This is a genomic window from Gorillibacterium massiliense, from assembly GCF_000455485.1.
GTDB lineage: Bacteria > Bacillota > Bacilli > Paenibacillales > NBRC-103111 > Gorillibacterium > Gorillibacterium massiliense.
On record NZ_CBQR020000150.1, the window covers coordinates 1 to 15810 of the forward strand.

The following is a 15810-nucleotide window of genomic DNA, read 5'->3' on the forward strand; positions in this document are numbered from 1 at the left end:
CGCGGACCCGCAGGCCGCCGTAAGCGGCGCCAGCCCAGCGGCCAGCGCTGCTGTAGCCGCGCCGCCGTCCGATGCCCCGCGTTCGCCGGGCATGAAGTACCTGCATTACGCGCCGCGGGGGCGCCTCGCCGTGGTGAGCGGGCCCGCGCAAGCGGTGGAGTCCCGGATCAACCGGGACATCGTGGAGGCGCGGGCCGCAGGCGAACGAACCGGCGTGCTCACCTGCGCCGAGCACGCCCACCGCTATGCCGCAGACATCGTCCTCGTCTGCGGCAGCTTGGCCGATCCCCCGTCTCTGGCCCGGGGGCTGTACGACGCCCTGCGCGGCTTCGATGAAGCCGGGGCGACGTACATCCTGGCCGAGGCCTTCGACGAAAGCGGGATCGGCGCCGCCGTGATGAACCGGCTGCGCAAAGCCGCCGGCGGCCGGTTCATCGAAGCCTAGCCGCAAGTGCTCGCGGCTCAGGAGCTTGCGGCGATTGAATGATGTTGCCTCGCCTATACTGCTTGGCAACCGCTCCAACCAGTATGGCAGCCGCGCCTCTGTTAAAGCTGCCTGGTCCATCCAGCCCAGGCTCGGTTCCGGCTCCGGCTGAACAGCTGGTCAGGACGCCCTAGGCTCGGCTCTGACTCGACAGCTATTCAAAACCGCCCTTCGCTTGCAAAAAGTGCAACAGATTTTCTTTTGGCGGCTTCATTTCGAGGTTGCAATTGTACGGAATACAGGAGAAAGAGGCCAAAACCCCCGAAGGGTATGGCTTTTGCTGATTCTCCTGTACTTTTTGCAACTGAGCGGGACGAATTCACCAGTAGTTGGTAATTCGGTTGCAGGTTATACAATCGTCATCTTTTCTACTCCGGCGAGGATCAGCAGCCTGGCGGAAAAGCTGGACGATAACGCTTTCCGCATCCATTCCTTCAACCTACCCCAGCCTCATTTCATCCTTTGCTCAGTCTACCTCTTGATTTCGTCCCATTAAGTCAAACTCTCACCACCTTCGAATCAGAAAACCGTGGATTACCGTTAGTTAACGTGGTGATAAGTCAATTTCGCTCCCGCTGTTAGGTGGGGGCTATTTGACGCGTCCTCTTTATCGGACAACTCCGTCATGTTTCGCTGGGACAAAGCATATGGGTATAAGGATGCGAGGGACAAAGGGGAGAGGGACATGCTGGCTTTGCCGCAAATGGGGCAGTTGTTTACCATTTTGATCATGGCGGCAGCTTTGGGGATGGATGCATTTTCGCTTGGCGTCGGTGTCGGCATTCGCGGCATCCGCTTTCTCGATGCATTCAAAATGAGCTTCGTCATCGGTTTGTTCCATATTTTCATGCCGCTCGGCGGAATGGTGACCGGGCATTATCTGGGGGAACTGTTGGGCAATTTAGCGGTTTTGGCAGGTGGCGGGTTGTTGGCTCTGTTAGGCGGCCACATGATTTACTCGTCCATCCGCGGCGGAGCGGTCCGGACTATCGACCACCGCACCCCTTGGGGGATGCTGATTTTCGCCCTCAGCGTGAGCATTGACTCGTTTTCCGTCGGTGTTTCCTTGGGCATCTTTGCTTCGGATGTGGCGCTGACGGTGCTTATCTTCGGATTCTTCGGCGGCTTGATGTCCATTATGGGACTTCTGCTTGGACGCCGGGCAAGCCAATGGGCGGGGGATTACGGGGAAGCGCTGGGCGGCTTGATTCTACTGGCCTTCGGGATCAAATTTCTGTTCTAATCGGCCGATATCCGCTAGCTTCCGCTTATGCGGAGGCTTTTTTCTGTGTATCCTAGAGCAAGGGCACGCCCTTTGTTTATTTATCGAGTTTGCGGGTGGGCATCTTGTCGGTTCCACGTTTTGATTGTTTTCGGTATAATAAAGAAGAATATCAGGCTCCAGATTTCCACCGGAGCTTCAGTCATGAGGAAGGAGGAACCTTCATGGTTCGCACGGTTTTATTTGTATGCACTGGCAACACGTGCCGCAGCCCGCTGGCAGAAGGGCTTTTTCGGGAGATGGTTAAGCGGGAAGGCTTGGCGATCGTCATCAAATCCGCCGGTGTATCCGCCATGAACGGAGCTTCCATTTCCACTCACTCGCAAACGGTACTGCGGGAAAAAGGAGCGAAAACCAACGGCGGCTGTTCGCAGATCCTGGACCGAAAGCTGGCTGATGAGGCGGATCTCATTCTGACTATGACCGTATCGCATAAGCGGCAAGTACTTTCCCGTTTCCCCGATGCGGCAGGCCGCGTTTATACGTTGTAAGAGTATGTCGAGGAGCCCGAAGTCCAGAAAGAGAGGGAGGAAGGCGACAAGGAATGGGCGGATCAGGTGGCGGAACTGGCGATGAAGGGATTTCCCTTTGCAAAAAGTCCCTCGTTGTCCTTTGATTTCGGATCTGCCGATCACGATATTGCCGATCCCTTTGGCGGTTCACTTCGAGAATACCGGCTTGTGGGCGATGAGATTGAAGCGAGCTTGCAAAAACTGGTACAAAAGCTGAAGAACGAGTAACACTCTATTCTTCATAAGAAGGTATAGGTTTGGCACAATATTTTTTTCCACTACGGTAAAAGTCATCCGTTTATCATTTCCAATTAATGTTCCGCCTGCTTCGCTTTACAAAGGGCAGCGGGCTGCGTTATGATAAAGCAAATCCTTGCAACTCCGGTGTAACTGGCGACAACTGGTGGGTGAAACCACAAGGGAGCATCGGAGCATACGGCCGGTCGCCTGGGCAAAGAGCATCGTCGTGTCTTGTTGGACACGTGAGTGCTCTTTTTCTGTTTTTCAGGGATGGGAGGGATGTCTTCAAACACGGCTCCATTGGCTTGAATAAGGATTCATCGGGTTAACGCTTTGCATGAAGTCGGTTATAATAGGTGAAAACATAACGTTGTCCCAATGGGCAGCGCGAGGAGGAAGCCTGATTATGAAAGTGGCCATCGGAGCCGATCACGCCGGCTATGCCTTGAAGGGCGGCATCGTTGATTTCATTAAAAGTCTCGGTCACGAGGTGGAAGATTTCGGCACCCATTCTGCCAATTCCGTAGATTACCCTGATTTTGCCTCGTTGGTGTGCCGTCACGTTCTTTCCGGAGAAGCGGATAAAGGTGTCCTCATCTGCGGTACGGGAATCGGTATGTCCATCGCCGCCAATAAAATTCCTGGCATCCGCTGCGCTCTTGTTCATGACTTGTTCTCGGCGAAAGCGACGAGAGAGCATAATGACTCTAACATTCTTGCCATGGGCGAGCGGGTTATCGGGCCGGGAATGGCTCAAGAGATCGTCCGTGTCTGGTTGGAAACCGAGTTTTCTCAAGGCGAACGTCACAAAGCCCGGGTATCCAAGGTCATGGCGCTGGAAGAAAGCGCCTCGCTGCATCCGTAAAACCCTATAGGAAGAGGTGGGGGAAATGGCAGACAATCGGCAACCTATGGAGTCGGAGCTGGGAAAACCGGCTTCTGACAGCGGTGCGGCTCTGACGGAGGATCAGTTGGCGATGATTCCCGGCAATGTGGAGCAGATTTTAACGGAGCTTGTGACAGCCGGGGGGATCGGTCCAAGACAAATGATCGTCATCGGCGTAAGCACTAGTGAAGTCGCGGGAAGACGGATCGGCTCGGCGGGCAGCCGGGAAGTAGCGGAAGCTATTTTCAAGGGAGTTCGGCAAGCCCGGGAAAAATTCGGATTCTTTCCGGTTTTTCAATGCTGCGAGCATTTAAACCGTGCCCTTGTCGTGGAGCGGGAGCTGCTTGCCCTTCATCCGGACTTGACGCCTGTATCGGTCGTTCCGGTTCCAAAAGCCGGCGGCTCCATGGCCGCAACCGCCTATCTTCGTTTTCAGGAACCGGTTGTGGTGGAAGAGGTGCGTGCCCATGCCGGGCTCGATATCGGGTCGACGCTGATCGGCATGCATATGCGGCCGGTGGCAGTGCCTGTGCGTCCAACCTTGCGCCGGATCGGCGAGGCGGCGGTGACGATGGCCTATTCTCGGCCGAAGTTGATCGGCGGCTCGCGGGCGGTCTATGATGATCACGCAGCGAGGGAAGCAGCTGGAACATGTGATTAACATTTACTAACTTCATAAGAATTCATAAGCTTGGCACTATAATATGCCTTATTCCGCTGTGGTAAACGCCACTCGTCCTGTAAGGACAGATTTAGCCGTTTATCCTTGGATAGATTCCAAAATCGATTTGTGAAAAAGGAAGGGGACTTAACGTGGAAAATTTACGCAAGCAAGATCCTGAGCTTTTGGCGGCAATGGGTAAAGAGCTGGGCCGTCAGCAAGGTAATATCGAACTTATCGCCTCGGAAAACTTCGTCAGCCCGGCGGTTCTGGAAGCCATGGGCTCCGTGCTCACCAACAAATACGCTGAAGGCTATCCGGGCAACCGTTTCTATGGCGGCTGCGAGTATGTCGACGTCGTGGAAAACATCGCCCGCGAACGCGCCAAGGAAATTTTCGGCGCTGAGCATGCCAACGTTCAGCCTCACTCCGGCGCTCAAGCCAACCTGGCTGTCTACCTCGCTTGCGTTAAGCCAGGCGACACGATCCTGGGCATGAACCTGGCTCATGGCGGCCATTTGACCCACGGCAATCCGGCTAACGCTTCCGGGTTGCTGTATAACTTTGTCGCTTACGGCGTAAACGACCAAACCTTCCGCATCGATTATGACGAAGTACGCAAGGCTGCGTTCAAGCACCGTCCGCGGCTGATCGTGGCAGGCGCCAGCGCCTACCCGCGTACCATCGACTTCGAAGCCTTCGCGCAAATCGCCAATGATGTGGGCGCCCTGTTTATGGTCGATATGGCCCACATCGCCGGTTTGGTTGCCGCTGGCGTTCACCCGTCGCCGGTACCTCACGCCCACTTCGTAACCACCACGACCCATAAAACGTTGCGCGGCCCCCGTGGCGGGATGATCCTCACCAAAAAGGCGTGGGCGAAAGAGATCGACAAAGCCGTATTCCCCGGCACCCAAGGTGGACCGTTGGAGCACATCATCGCGGCGAAAGCCGTTTCCTTCGGCGAAGTGCTCAAGCCGGAGTGGAAATCCTATGCCGAGAACATCGTGAAAAACGCAGCAACCTTGGCTGACAGCCTGGCAGCCGAAGGCTTGAACATCGTTTCCGGTGGAACGGACAACCACCTGTTGCTGGTGGACCTGCGCAACATCAATATGACGGGTAAAGCCGCCCAGCACCTGCTGGATGAAGTGGGCGTCACCGTCAACAAGAACGCCATTCCGTTCGACCCGACCAGCCCGTTCATCACCAGCGGTATCCGCATCGGCACTCCGGCGGTGACAACCCGCGGCATGGATCAAGAAGCGATGAAGAAAATCGCCAAGATCATCGCCATGACCTTGAAAAACCCCGAGGACGCCGGCGTCCACGAAAAAGCACGCGGTCTCGTCCGCGAGCTGACCGATCAGTTCCCGCTATACGCGAATATTCAGTACTAATTCTCGGGACGGACCCGATCATGCAAAGCCTCCTACCGTATTTACGGTGGGAGGTTTTTTTATGGACAGGGTGGCGAGGGATTTGGTATAGTCGTTGGGATCAAATTCTCACGGAGAGTGGTTGAAAAATGAAACGGATTTGCGTGTTTGCCGGCTCCAATCCCGGCTCCAATCCTTTGTATTTAGAGAATGCCGTCCGTTTGGGGCAGGAACTCGTACGGCGGGGAATCAGCCTGGTCTATCCTGGTCTATGGAGGCTCGAGGATCGGCTTGATGGGGCGTCTGGCCGACACCGTATTGGAAGGCGGCGGAGAAGTGATCGGCGTTATGCCGCGCGGATTGTTTCGGGGGGAAGTGGTTCATTCGTCCTTGACGCAATTGATTGAAGTCGGCTCCATGCACGAGAGAAAAGCGATGATGGGTAATTTGGCCGATGGATTCATTGCGCTCCCTGGCGGTTTTGGGACGTTTGAAGAATTGTTCGAGGTGCTCTGTTGGTCGCAAATCGGTCTGCATGGAAAAGCGATCGGTCTGCTCAATGTCGAGGATTTTTACACCCCTCTATATGAATTTATCGTTCATGCCAGCAAAGGCGGGTTTATTCATGAAAACCATGTGGGACTGTGCCTCATGCACGATAATCCGGCGGAGTTGATCGAACGGATGACTTCATTTGTTCATCCAGGGGATCTGAACAAGTGGGCGGAATTAGAAAAGGAATGAAGCGGTCTCTATGCTTTCCTTATTAAAAAGGACGGCCCTTTGACTGTCCTTTTGTACTCGCGAGGCTCTCTGAAGTTTGAGGGGACAAAACTCATGGAGTTCACGGTTTTGGACAACATTATTAAAGAGCGATATGGTATAATGGACGAGATTTTTCGAATGGTCTGTTATTCAAGCTCGGAACGGGCGTCCAAAAGGGCAGACACATTTAATCGTTCGGGAGGTAATTATGGGTAAAGTAGTCGTTTGCGACCATCCATTAATTCAACACAAATTAACGTATATCCGTGATGAAAACACAACAACAAAAGATTTCCGCGAGCTGGTGGATGAAGTAGCCACACTAATGGCTTACGAAATTACCCGTGAAATTCCGCTCGAAACAGTACGGGTGAAAACCCCTGTCGCGGAAACAGATGCTAAAATCATTTCCGGCCGCATGCTGGGACTCATACCGATCCTGCGGGCGGGTCTGGGCATGGTCGACGGTATCCTCAAACTGCTGCCGGCAGCTAAGGTTGGTCATATCGGGCTGTACCGCGACCCGGAAACCTTGAAGCCAGTGGAATATTATAGCAAGCTGCCAACGGACGTCACCGAACGGGAGCTTATTGTCATTGATCCGATGCTCGCAACCGGTGGCTCCGCCATTGCTGCCATCGACGTGTTGAAGGAACGGAACTGCAACCAAATTAAGTTGATGTGCTTGATCGCGGCACCGGAAGGGGTTAAAGCGTTTACAGCAGCTCATCCGGATGTGGATGTTTATGTGGCCGCCATCGACGACCACTTGAATGATCATGGCTATATCGTTCCCGGACTCGGCGATGCAGGAGACCGGTTGTTCGGCACAAAGTAATAGGGATACGCTCGCTCACCGTAAGGTTTGCGGGCGATTTGTTTTTTGCCGGAAACTTATTATTGTTGGAACGAAACGGGTACGAGCCCTTTTACGTATACGAGGAGTAATTTCGGAAGAGAGGGAAACGGATTTGAAGCGACTTAAAGTGATGACGGTATTCGGAACGAGACCGGAAGCAGTGAAAATGGCTCCTTTGGTATTGGAGCTGCAGAAGCACTCTGACGTTATCGATTCAGTGGTTTGTTTGACCGCTCAGCATCGGCAGATGCTCGATCAGGTCATGGAGGTTTTTAAACTGTCGGCGGATTATGATCTGGACGTCATGAAGGATCGGCAAACCTTGCAAGAGCTGACGGTGCGCGTCCTGCAAGGACTGGAGCCAGTTCTGAAGGAAGCAAAACCGGACATCGTCCTCGTTCACGGGGATACGCTGACGACATTTTTGGCCAGTTACTCTGCCTTCCTGCAGCAGATTCAAGTGGGGCATGTGGAAGCGGGCTTGCGCACCTGGAACAAGCTGTCCCCCTATCCGGAGGAAATGAATCGACAGCTTACCGGCGTATTGGCGGATTTGCATTTCGCTCCGACGGGCTGGTCCGCAGGCAACCTACTTAAAGAGAACAAACCGGAGCAGGCGGTCTATATAACTGGCAATACGGTGACGGATGTGCCGCAGTATATGCACCGGGAGGATTACCATCATCCCGTTTTGGACTGGGCGGCAGGCAAGCGCTTGATTCTGATGACGGCGCACCGCCGGGAATCACTCGGCGAGCCGCACCGGCAGATTTTCCGCGCAGTAAAACGTATTGCTGACGAGTTTGACGATGTCGCCATCGTGTACGCCGTACATCCCAATCCTGCCGTGAGAGAACCGGCCCATGAAATCTTGGGCGATCATCCGCGGATCAAGCTGATCGATCCTCTCGATGTAACAGATTTTTACAACTTTTATCCGCATACGCATCTGCTGCTGACGGATTCCGGCGGCTTGCAGGAGGAAGCGCCCTCCTTCGGTATCCCTGCCCTTGTGCTGCGGGATACGACAGAACGGCCGGAAGGGGTGGAAGCCGGAACGCTGGAACTGGTGGGCACCAACGAGGAGATGGTCTACGAACGCGCGAAGGCACTGTTGACCGACGAAGCCCTCTATACACGGATGAGCCAAACGGCTAATCCTTATGGCGACGGCCACGCTTCTGAGCGGATCGTTCAGGCGATTCTGTACCATTTCGGTTATTCGGACAAGCGGCCTGAACCTTTCCAGCCTTAGTAGGAATAAAAAGGAACCAATTACGGCAGATTAGCCGTTATCCTATTCTCGAATCAAGTCGAATGATCAGATATATATCAACAGCCAAAAAAAGTCAATGTTTAACCTCACAGTAAACAGTGGCACTGTATGGTTGCAAAACGCGGAAACTGTTGATATATAAGGGTTTTCTGGATTTCGTTCACAGAAATTTCGTATTTGATCGAATTGACTTGATCTCTGGGCTTAGCTACAATTAATGAGGATTGCTCAAATGGCCTAGATCTGTTTTGCCGCTAAAGGGTATTCACCCGCCTGTTTTCGCCTTTTGCCAAGGAGGAGAAGCGCGTGAGTCAACGGAATTCTGACAAAGATAATCCCTGGAAAGCAGCTGGTCTGGTTGGCGGTTTGGCAACGGAAGTGGTCGTGCTCGTATTGGCGGGTTATTTTATCGGCTCATACATAAGCAGGCTGACCGGAGGCGGGAAATCCTGGATCATCGGAGGCGTTTTAACCGGTCTTGCGCTGGGAATCGCCGGTGCCGCTTTGACCGTCAAACGATTTTTGGAGGATTCGAATGGATGATTTAGCAACTCTCGTGCGCAGGGTCATACGAATTGCTTTTTATTTTATCGTGATCTGCGCCGCAGTCGGTCTTTTCATTCCCTCCATTCGATCCCTATCATTTGGACTCTGTCTAGGTACGCTTGCAAGCATAGCGATCACCTGGCACCTCGGCCGTAAGACAGAGAGCTTCACCCGAAATTTGGTTGAAAGTACGGGGAAACGAGTGGGACTCGGCTTCATTACGCGAATTTGCATCGCGCTTGCTGTCGTTGCGATTGCGGTTAAGGAGCCTCATGTGGATCTCGTGGGCGTGGTGATCGGATTGGTATTTATCCATTTTGTCATCATCATATCCGGCATTTTCTCCGCCTTTACAAAATAATTACGGCACGCTGGGAAAGAGGTGAAACACTTCAATGCATGAATTTCCTAAGTGGGACTTATTCGGAGTCAAAGGGTTCGAGTTGGACATCTCGGCCATACTCGCGCTTTTAGTTAGCAGCATCATCGTTTTCGTCATCTGCCGTTTGGCTGTCCGCAATCTGTCCGTGACCAACCCGTCGAAAATGCAGAACTTTTTAGAATGGGTGGTCGACTTCGTGCGCGGCCTCGTTGCCAGCACCCAGGATCTGAAGAAAGGAAAGGTCTACGTCAGTCTTGCGACGACGCTGATCATGTTCATTTTCGTCAGTAACCTGTTGGGCTTGCCATTTCTCGTCACCACGGAGCATCACCATCCTTTACAGTGGGCGGGACATGACGTGATATCCCAAAGCGTGATCGATAAAGCCATTGAAAAAGGGGATGAAGAAGTCAGCGTTTCCTGGTGGAAATCGCCGACGGCCGATATTTCCGTAACCGCGGCTTTGGCGCTTATGGTATTCATCATCATCCACGTGGAAGGGATCAGGCGCAATACCAAACATTATTTTGCGCATTTCTTTAAACCATACTGGTTTTTCTTCCCACTTAATTTACTGGAGACGCTGGCCAAACCGCTTACCCTTGCTTTACGGCTTTTCGCCAACATTTTCGCGGGGGAAGTGCTGATTTCCACCATCTTGATGGCAGGCTGGGCGGGACTTCCGCTGATGGCGGCCTGGCAAGGCTTCAGTATCTTTGTCGGTGCGATCCAAGCGTTCCTGTTTACGATTTTGACGATGGTTTACATTGCGCAAACCACCGTGCATGAAGAAGGGCATTAACCATGAGTCGAACTCTCCTTCGGGCGCTATAAGCCAGGTCCAAGGTTCGAGGTCAACCATATAAATTTCAAAAGACTAGGGAGGATTTCTAACAATGGGAGTTATGGCATATTTGGCAGCTGCGATCGCAGTAGGCCTCGGTGCGATTGGTGCAGGTATTGGTAACGGTATTATCGTAAGCAAAACGGTCGAAGGTATTTCCCGTCAACCGGAACTGAGCGGCAAGCTGCAAACGACGATGTTTATCGGCGTTGGTATCGTCGAAGTTGTTCCGATCATTGGCGTCGTTCTTGGGTTCCTCTTTTACTTCGGAGCTTAATTCAATAAACTGCAGGTTTTGGCGGGGAAGGCCTAAGCCGTCCGCGCCTTCGTTTTACCCGAATGGTTGCATGTCGGCCATTTTTTGAAGGGAGGACACGAAATGAGTTTTAACTATATGAGTTTCTTGATTACGATCATTGCTTTCGGGATTCTTTACTGGTTATTGAGCAAGTATGCCTTCGGTCCGCTCTTTGCCATGATGGAGAAACGTCGCGAACATATCCAAAACGAGATTCAAACCGCGGAAAAAAACCGCAGCGAGAGCGTTCAGTATTTAGAGCAGCAAAAGCAAGCGCTGGACGGCGCACGTAAGGAAGCTCTGGGTATTGTCGAGCAAGCTAGACAGGCCAGCGTTCGCCAAGCGGATGACATCCTCGGACACGCTCGTGAGGAAGCTAGCCGTCTGAAGGACGACATGGTGGAGCAAATCCAACATGAAAAGGACAAAGCCGTCGTAGCCCTGCGCAGTCAGGTCAGCGCGATGTCCGTCATGATCGCTTCGAAGATCATCGAAAAGCAGGTCGACGAGCAAACCCAGAAGGAGCTTGTTGACAAATACCTCCAAGAGGTAGGGGACAAATCATGAGCCGGGATGTTGCAGCGTCGAAGCGTTATGCCAAAGCGTTGTTTGAGGTAGCCCGGGATCATGGGCGAGTTTCCGAGGTTGAACAGGATTTGCGGCTCATTGCCGACACGCTTAAAAACAGTGCTGAGCTGCGCCAGGTGCTGGAGCATCCGAGTGTTCAACCGGAGGACAAGAAGAAGATCGTCCAGTCGCTTTTCGCCGGGAAGATCGGCAGCGACGTTAGCAATCTTCTGCTTCTCTTGGCCGACCGGCGCAGGGAAGCGATTCTGCCGACCCTTGTTGAGGATTACGTGAAAATCGCCAATGAGGCGCTTGGACAGGCGGAAGCCATTGTCACTACGCCGCTCGCCCTGACCGATGAGGAAATCAAGGTCGTCGCCGAGCATTTTGGCAAGATCACCGGCAAAAAAATCCGGGTAACCAATCAAATTGACGACAATCTGTTGGGCGGAATGCAAGTCCGCATTGGCGACCGGCTTTACGACGGCAGCCTGGCGGGTAAATTGAACCGGCTGCGCAAAACGCTGGTAAGATCTCAAGCATTGTGATAGGGGTGAGATTACGTTGAGTATTAGAGCGGATGAAATCAGCACGCTGATTAAAAGCCAAATCGAACAATATAAATCGGAAATGGAAGTTTCCGAGGTTGGAACCGTCATCACCATCGGCGACGGTATCGCCCGGGCTCACGGTCTGGAGAAGTGCATGCAGGGAGAGCTGCTGGAATTCTCCAATGGCGTCATGGGGATGGCTCTCAACCTGGAAGAAAGCAACGTCGGTATCGTTATTCTCGGACCTTATCAGGACATCCGTGAAGGCGACCAAGTAAAGCGCACCGGCCGTATCATGCAAGTTCCGGTAGGCGAAGAAATGTTGGGCCGCGTCGTCAATCCTTTGGGTCAACCGGTGGATGGCCGCGGTGAAATCAAAACGACGGAATTCCGCAACATCGAATCCCCGGCTCCTGGGGTTATGGCGCGGAAATCGGTTTTTGAACCGATGCAAACCGGCATCAAAGCCATCGACTCGATGATTCCTATCGGCCGCGGCCAACGGGAACTCATCATCGGTGACCGGCAAACCGGTAAGACGGCTATTGCCATCGACACCATCGTGAACCAAAAAGGCAACGGCGTAAAATGTATCTACTTGGCCATCGGCCAAAAGCAATCCACGGTAGCCAACGTTGTAGAAACCTTGCGCCGCCATGGTGCTTTGGACTATACCATCGTCGTAACCGCCAGCGCTTCGGAGCCTGCTCCGCTGTTGTACCTGGCGCCGTACGCCGGTTGCTCCATGGGCGAATACTTCATGTACAAGGGCGAGCACGTCCTCGTCATTTATGACGACTTGAGTAAGCAAGCTGCTGCATACCGCGAGCTGTCCTTGCTGCTTCGCCGTCCTCCGGGTCGGGAAGCTTATCCGGGCGACGTTTTCTATTTGCACTCCCGCTTGTTGGAACGTGCAGCCAAGCTGAGCGATGAGCTGGGCGGCGGTTCTCTGACGGCATTGCCTTTCATTGAAACTCAAGCGAACGATATTTCCGCTTATATCCCAACCAACGTTATCTCCATTACGGACGGTCAAATCTTCCTGGAATCCGAACTCTTCTATTCTGGTCAGCGTCCGGCTATCAACGTCGGGGTATCCGTATCCCGGGTCGGCAGCTCCGCGCAGATCAAAGCGATGAAGAAGGTTGCCGGTACCTTGAAGCTGGACCTGGCGCAATACCGGGAACTGCAGGCGTTCTCCCAATTCGGTTCCGACTTGGATAAATCCACCCAAGCTCGTTTGAACCGTGGCGAACGGCTGATGGAAATCCTGAAGCAAGGCGTCAATCAACCGCTGCCTGTCGAAAAGCAGGTCGTGAGCTTGTACACGGCTACGAAAGGCTATCTGGACGAGATTCCGGTGAGCAACGTCCGCCGCTTCGAACAAGAATTCCTTTCCTATTTGGATCAAAACAACGCGGACATCTTCGCATCGATCCGCGATACTAAGGATCTGAAACCGGAAACGGAAACGGCGTTGAAGGAAGCCATCGAGAAGTTCCGTCGGGGCTTTGCGATTCAATAACAAGTCATAAGCGGCGAGCTGGTTCGCCGTTTCGATTATAGGCGAGGCGGGTTTTCTTTGCCTGGCCAGTATGGATACAATCCCATAGGTTCGGACTCGGGCGGTTACCGCCTGGGACCGGCGATGGGCCAGAACGGATGGTGAGAAAATGGCCAAAGGTATGCGCGAAATCAAGCGCCAAATCAGAAGCGTTCAGAACATGAAGCAGATCACCAAAGCGATGGAAATGGTCGCTGCTTCCAAGCTGAAAAAGGCTCAAGCCGCGGCGGAAGCCTCCCGTCCTTATGCGGACAAAATCCGCGAGATGGTTTCCGACATTGCCGGCGATAGCACCACCAAAGTTAATCACCCGATGCTGATCAAGCGTCCGGTGAAGAAGACTGGTTATCTGGTGATCACCTCGGATCGGGGCTTGGCAGGGGGATTCAACGCCAACTTGCTGCGCGCGACGATGCAGACCATCAAGGAACGCCACGCTTCCTCGGATGAGTACGTGCTTCTGGTTGTCGGTCGTAAAGGCAGGGACTATTTCCGCAGACGGAACATGCCGGTGCTCGAAGAAGTTACCGGATTGACTGATTCCCCGACCTTTGCGGATATCCGCCCGATTACGCTGGCGGCGGTGAACAACTACGCAAACGGCTCCTACGATGAGCTTTATCTTATTTATAACCGTTTTATCAACGCGATTACCCAGACGCCTACGCAAAAGCAGCTTCTTCCTCTGGAGGAAGTCGGCGAATCCAAAGGCGCTAAGAGCACTGCGGGATACGAGTACGAGCCGTCAGCGGAAAAAGTGCTGGAGGTTCTGCTTCCGAAGTATGCGGAAACGCTGATCTACAGCGCAATGGTAGAAAGCAAGGCTAGCGAATTCGGCGCGAAAATGACCGCAATGGGCAGCGCGACTAAGAATGCGACTAAGCTGATCACCTCGCTGACGCTCCAGTATAACCGAGCCCGCCAAGCTACGATTACCCAGGAAATAACGGAAATCGTAGCGGGTGCGAATTCGCAAAGCTAAGTTCTGATGTAGGGTAAATTCGGCGGATTGAATACGCAGAAACGCAGCTCAAGCGCTAAGCGAGAGAAAACTTTCTGCAATTTACGCAGAAATGCAGCTCGAGCGCTAAGTGAGAGAACACTTTCTGCTATTAGGAGGGAAAACAATGAACAAAGGACGCGTGCTTCAGGTCATGGGTCCCGTTGTCGATATCGAGTTCGAGCGCGGGCAATTGCCGGAGCTCTTGAATGCGATCAGGATTGAGAAAAAGGCGGCCAGCGCCGGAGAACAGGACATCAATCTTACGGTTGAAGTCTCTGTTCAACTGGGCGACAATGTCGTCCGCTGCGTAGCGATGTCCAGCACCGACGGGCTTGTTCGCGGCATGGAAGCCGTAGATACGGGTAAACCGATTACGGTACCGGTCGGCCCGACCACATTGAGCCGGGTATTTAACGTATTGGGCGACGCCATCGACAACGATGCGCCGGTTGACCGTACGTTGATGAGCCCAATTCACAAACCGGCTCCGACCTTCGAAGAGCTTTCCCCAACCCAGGAAATTCTGGAAACCGGCATCAAGGTTATCGACTTGCTGGCCCCTTATCCAAAGGGCGGCAAAATCGGCCTGTTCGGCGGCGCCGGCGTAGGTAAAACCGTTACGATGCAGGAATTGATCCGCAACATCGCCCAAGAGCACGGCGGGATTTCCGTTTTCGCCGGTGTTGGCGAGCGGACCCGGGAAGGCAACGACTTGTACCATGAAATGACCGATTCCGGCGTTATCGAGAAGACGGCGATGGTATTCGGCCAAATGAACGAGCCGCCTGGAGCCCGGATGCGGGTTGCTCTGACGGGTCTGACCATGGCGGAATATTTCCGCGATGAAGAAGGCCGGGACGTGCTGCTCTTTATCGACAACATTTTCCGCTTCACCCAAGCGGGTTCCGAAGTATCCGCGCTTCTTGGCCGGATGCCTTCCGCAGTAGGTTACCAACCGACGTTAGCTACGGAAATGGGCCAACTGCAAGAACGGATCACCACCACCAAAAAAGGTTCCGTTACCTCCATCCAAGCGATCTACGTTCCCGCCGACGACTACACCGACCCGGCGCCGGCAACGGCATTCGCTCACTTGGACGCCACCACCAACCTTGACCGGGGTATCGCTTCCATTGGGATCTTCCCGGCGGTCAGCCCGCTGGAATCCAGCTCGCGGCTGCTTGATCCGAACATTGTCGGAGAAGAGCACTACGAAGTGGCTCAAGGCGTTAAACGGATTTTGCAGCGTTACAAAGAGCTTCAGGACATCATTGCCATTTTGGGTATGGATGAACTGAGCGATGAAGATAAAGTGACCGTTTACCGGGCACGGAAGATCCAAAACTTCCTGTCTCAACCTTTCTTCGTAGCCGAGCAGTTCACCGGCAAGCCGGGCGTATACGTGCCGATCAAGGATACGGTACGCAGCTTTAAGGAAGTGTTGGAAGGCAAGCACGACGATCTTCCGGAAGCCGCTTTCCATAACGTAGGCACCATCGAAGACGCTGTGGAAAAAGCAAAAACCCTGTAATCCGGCTGTTTGAGAAATCTATTCCTTGATGATTAGGGAATTAGGTGATGGGGTGTCCCTGAAGAGTTTACGGGTCGCCTTTGAAATCTTGTCCTTACCACTTTCTTTGTTTTCAATTGGAGGACATGATTTCAAGAGTGACCGGAAGGGATACCCCACACCGGCTTCCCGCTTTTCATC

The 15810-nt window shown here is 53.3% G+C and carries 19 protein-coding genes, 1 pseudogene and 1 riboswitch; all 20 genes and pseudogenes read left to right on the forward strand.

What is annotated here, in order from left to right; all coding sequences use genetic code 11:
• Positions 1 to 445, forward strand: a 445-nt coding sequence (locus tag TJ79_RS20900) for a Sua5 family C-terminal domain-containing protein (protein WP_040952297.1), incomplete at its 5' end; no start/stop codon positions are given.
• Between the two features lie 223 nt (positions 446 to 668).
• A complete protein-coding gene (locus tag TJ79_RS20905; RefSeq protein ID WP_238323095.1) occupies positions 669 to 980 on the forward strand; it encodes a hypothetical protein in 312 nt (103 codons plus the stop codon).
• A gap of 189 nt (positions 981 to 1169) precedes the next feature.
• A complete protein-coding gene (locus tag TJ79_RS20910) occupies positions 1170 to 1727 on the forward strand; it encodes a manganese efflux pump MntP (protein WP_040952299.1) in 558 nt (185 codons plus the stop codon).
• Between the two features lie 203 nt (positions 1728 to 1930).
• On the forward strand, positions 1931 to 2257 hold the full coding sequence (locus TJ79_RS28260) for an arsenate reductase/protein-tyrosine-phosphatase family protein (RefSeq protein WP_052339830.1): 327 nt from the start codon (positions 1931 to 1933) through the stop codon (positions 2255 to 2257).
• 66 nt (positions 2258 to 2323) lie between these two features.
• Positions 2324 to 2506: a low molecular weight phosphatase family protein gene (locus tag TJ79_RS28265; protein WP_052339831.1), complete on the forward strand. Its 183-nt coding sequence runs from the start codon at positions 2324 to 2326 to the stop codon at positions 2504 to 2506.
• A gap of 148 nt (positions 2507 to 2654) precedes the next feature.
• Positions 2655 to 2738, forward strand: a riboswitch (ZMP/ZTP riboswitch).
• A 186-nt stretch (positions 2739 to 2924) separates the two neighbouring features.
• The gene (gene rpiB, locus TJ79_RS20920) at positions 2925 to 3383 is read left to right on the forward strand and encodes a ribose 5-phosphate isomerase B (RefSeq protein WP_040952300.1); all 459 of its coding nucleotides are present in this window, start codon (positions 2925 to 2927) and stop codon (positions 3381 to 3383) included.
• A 25-nt stretch (positions 3384 to 3408) separates the two neighbouring features.
• Positions 3409 to 4065, forward strand: a complete 657-nt coding sequence (locus TJ79_RS20925; RefSeq protein ID WP_081757055.1) for a TIGR01440 family protein — start codon at positions 3409 to 3411, stop codon at positions 4063 to 4065.
• Positions 4066 to 4217: 152 nt separating this feature from the next.
• Positions 4218 to 5465, forward strand: a complete 1248-nt coding sequence (locus tag TJ79_RS20930; RefSeq protein ID WP_040952301.1) for a serine hydroxymethyltransferase — start codon at positions 4218 to 4220, stop codon at positions 5463 to 5465.
• A 128-nt stretch (positions 5466 to 5593) separates the two neighbouring features.
• Positions 5594 to 6188: pseudogene (locus TJ79_RS20935) on the forward strand (LOG family protein).
• 229 nt (positions 6189 to 6417) lie between these two features.
• Entirely contained in the window at positions 6418 to 7047 is a 630-nt protein-coding gene (upp, locus tag TJ79_RS20940) for a uracil phosphoribosyltransferase (protein WP_040952302.1), read from the forward strand.
• A 133-nt stretch (positions 7048 to 7180) separates the two neighbouring features.
• Positions 7181 to 8323, forward strand: a complete 1143-nt coding sequence (gene wecB, locus TJ79_RS20945) for a non-hydrolyzing UDP-N-acetylglucosamine 2-epimerase (RefSeq protein WP_040952303.1) — start codon at positions 7181 to 7183, stop codon at positions 8321 to 8323.
• Between the two features lie 327 nt (positions 8324 to 8650).
• On the forward strand, positions 8651 to 8887 hold the full coding sequence (locus TJ79_RS20950; RefSeq protein WP_040952304.1) for an AtpZ/AtpI family protein: 237 nt from the start codon (positions 8651 to 8653) through the stop codon (positions 8885 to 8887).
• On the forward strand, positions 8880 to 9251 hold the full coding sequence (locus TJ79_RS20955; protein ID WP_040952305.1) for an ATP synthase subunit I: 372 nt from the start codon (positions 8880 to 8882) through the stop codon (positions 9249 to 9251). The genes TJ79_RS20950 and TJ79_RS20955 overlap by 8 nt, the downstream gene beginning before the upstream one ends.
• 34 nt (positions 9252 to 9285) lie before the next feature.
• A complete protein-coding gene (atpB, locus tag TJ79_RS20960; protein WP_040952306.1) occupies positions 9286 to 10074 on the forward strand; it encodes a F0F1 ATP synthase subunit A in 789 nt (262 codons plus the stop codon).
• Between the two features lie 94 nt (positions 10075 to 10168).
• A complete protein-coding gene (atpE, locus tag TJ79_RS20965; RefSeq protein ID WP_202903351.1) occupies positions 10169 to 10393 on the forward strand; it encodes a F0F1 ATP synthase subunit C in 225 nt (74 codons plus the stop codon).
• Positions 10394 to 10495: 102 nt separating this feature from the next.
• Entirely contained in the window at positions 10496 to 10981 is a 486-nt protein-coding gene (gene atpF, locus TJ79_RS20970; protein ID WP_040952307.1) for a F0F1 ATP synthase subunit B, read from the forward strand.
• Positions 10978 to 11529 (forward strand): F0F1 ATP synthase subunit delta, encoded by a 552-nt coding sequence (locus tag TJ79_RS20975; protein WP_040952308.1) that lies wholly within the window; start codon positions 10978 to 10980, stop codon positions 11527 to 11529. The genes atpF and TJ79_RS20975 overlap by 4 nt, the downstream gene beginning before the upstream one ends.
• A 16-nt stretch (positions 11530 to 11545) precedes the next feature.
• Complete coding sequence (gene atpA, locus TJ79_RS20980) at positions 11546 to 13057, forward strand: F0F1 ATP synthase subunit alpha (RefSeq protein WP_040952309.1); 1512 nt, start codon at positions 11546 to 11548, stop codon at positions 13055 to 13057.
• A gap of 148 nt (positions 13058 to 13205) precedes the next feature.
• Positions 13206 to 14078: an ATP synthase F1 subunit gamma gene (atpG, locus tag TJ79_RS20985; protein WP_040952310.1), complete on the forward strand. Its 873-nt coding sequence runs from the start codon at positions 13206 to 13208 to the stop codon at positions 14076 to 14078.
• A 145-nt stretch (positions 14079 to 14223) separates the two neighbouring features.
• A complete protein-coding gene (gene atpD / locus TJ79_RS20990; RefSeq protein ID WP_040952311.1) occupies positions 14224 to 15630 on the forward strand; it encodes a F0F1 ATP synthase subunit beta in 1407 nt (468 codons plus the stop codon).
• Positions 15631 to 15810 lie beyond the last annotated feature (180 nt).

Excerpts from the sequence above, each read along its gene's own strand:
- atpG (WP_040952310.1), top strand. The coding sequence starts at position 13,206 with ATGGCCAAAGGTATGCGCGAAATCAAGCGCCAAATCAGAAGCGTTCAG.
- TJ79_RS20910 (WP_040952299.1), top strand. The coding sequence starts at position 1,170 with ATGCTGGCTTTGCCGCAAATGGGGCAGTTGTTTACCATTTTGATCATG.
- TJ79_RS20925 (WP_081757055.1), top strand. The coding sequence starts at position 3,409 with ATGGCAGACAATCGGCAACCTATGGAGTCGGAGCTGGGAAAACCGGCT.
- TJ79_RS28260 (WP_052339830.1), top strand. The coding sequence starts at position 1,931 with ATGGTTCGCACGGTTTTATTTGTATGCACTGGCAACACGTGCCGCAGC.
- atpD (WP_040952311.1), top strand. The coding sequence starts at position 14,224 with ATGAACAAAGGACGCGTGCTTCAGGTCATGGGTCCCGTTGTCGATATC.
- atpF (WP_040952307.1), top strand. The coding sequence starts at position 10,496 with ATGAGTTTTAACTATATGAGTTTCTTGATTACGATCATTGCTTTCGGG.
- atpB (WP_040952306.1), top strand. The coding sequence starts at position 9,286 with ATGCATGAATTTCCTAAGTGGGACTTATTCGGAGTCAAAGGGTTCGAG.
- TJ79_RS20975 (WP_040952308.1), top strand. The coding sequence starts at position 10,978 with ATGAGCCGGGATGTTGCAGCGTCGAAGCGTTATGCCAAAGCGTTGTTT.
- TJ79_RS20955 (WP_040952305.1), top strand. The coding sequence starts at position 8,880 with ATGGATGATTTAGCAACTCTCGTGCGCAGGGTCATACGAATTGCTTTT.
- upp (WP_040952302.1), top strand. The coding sequence starts at position 6,418 with ATGGGTAAAGTAGTCGTTTGCGACCATCCATTAATTCAACACAAATTA.
- rpiB (WP_040952300.1), top strand. The coding sequence starts at position 2,925 with ATGAAAGTGGCCATCGGAGCCGATCACGCCGGCTATGCCTTGAAGGGC.
- atpE (WP_202903351.1), top strand. The coding sequence starts at position 10,169 with ATGGGAGTTATGGCATATTTGGCAGCTGCGATCGCAGTAGGCCTCGGT.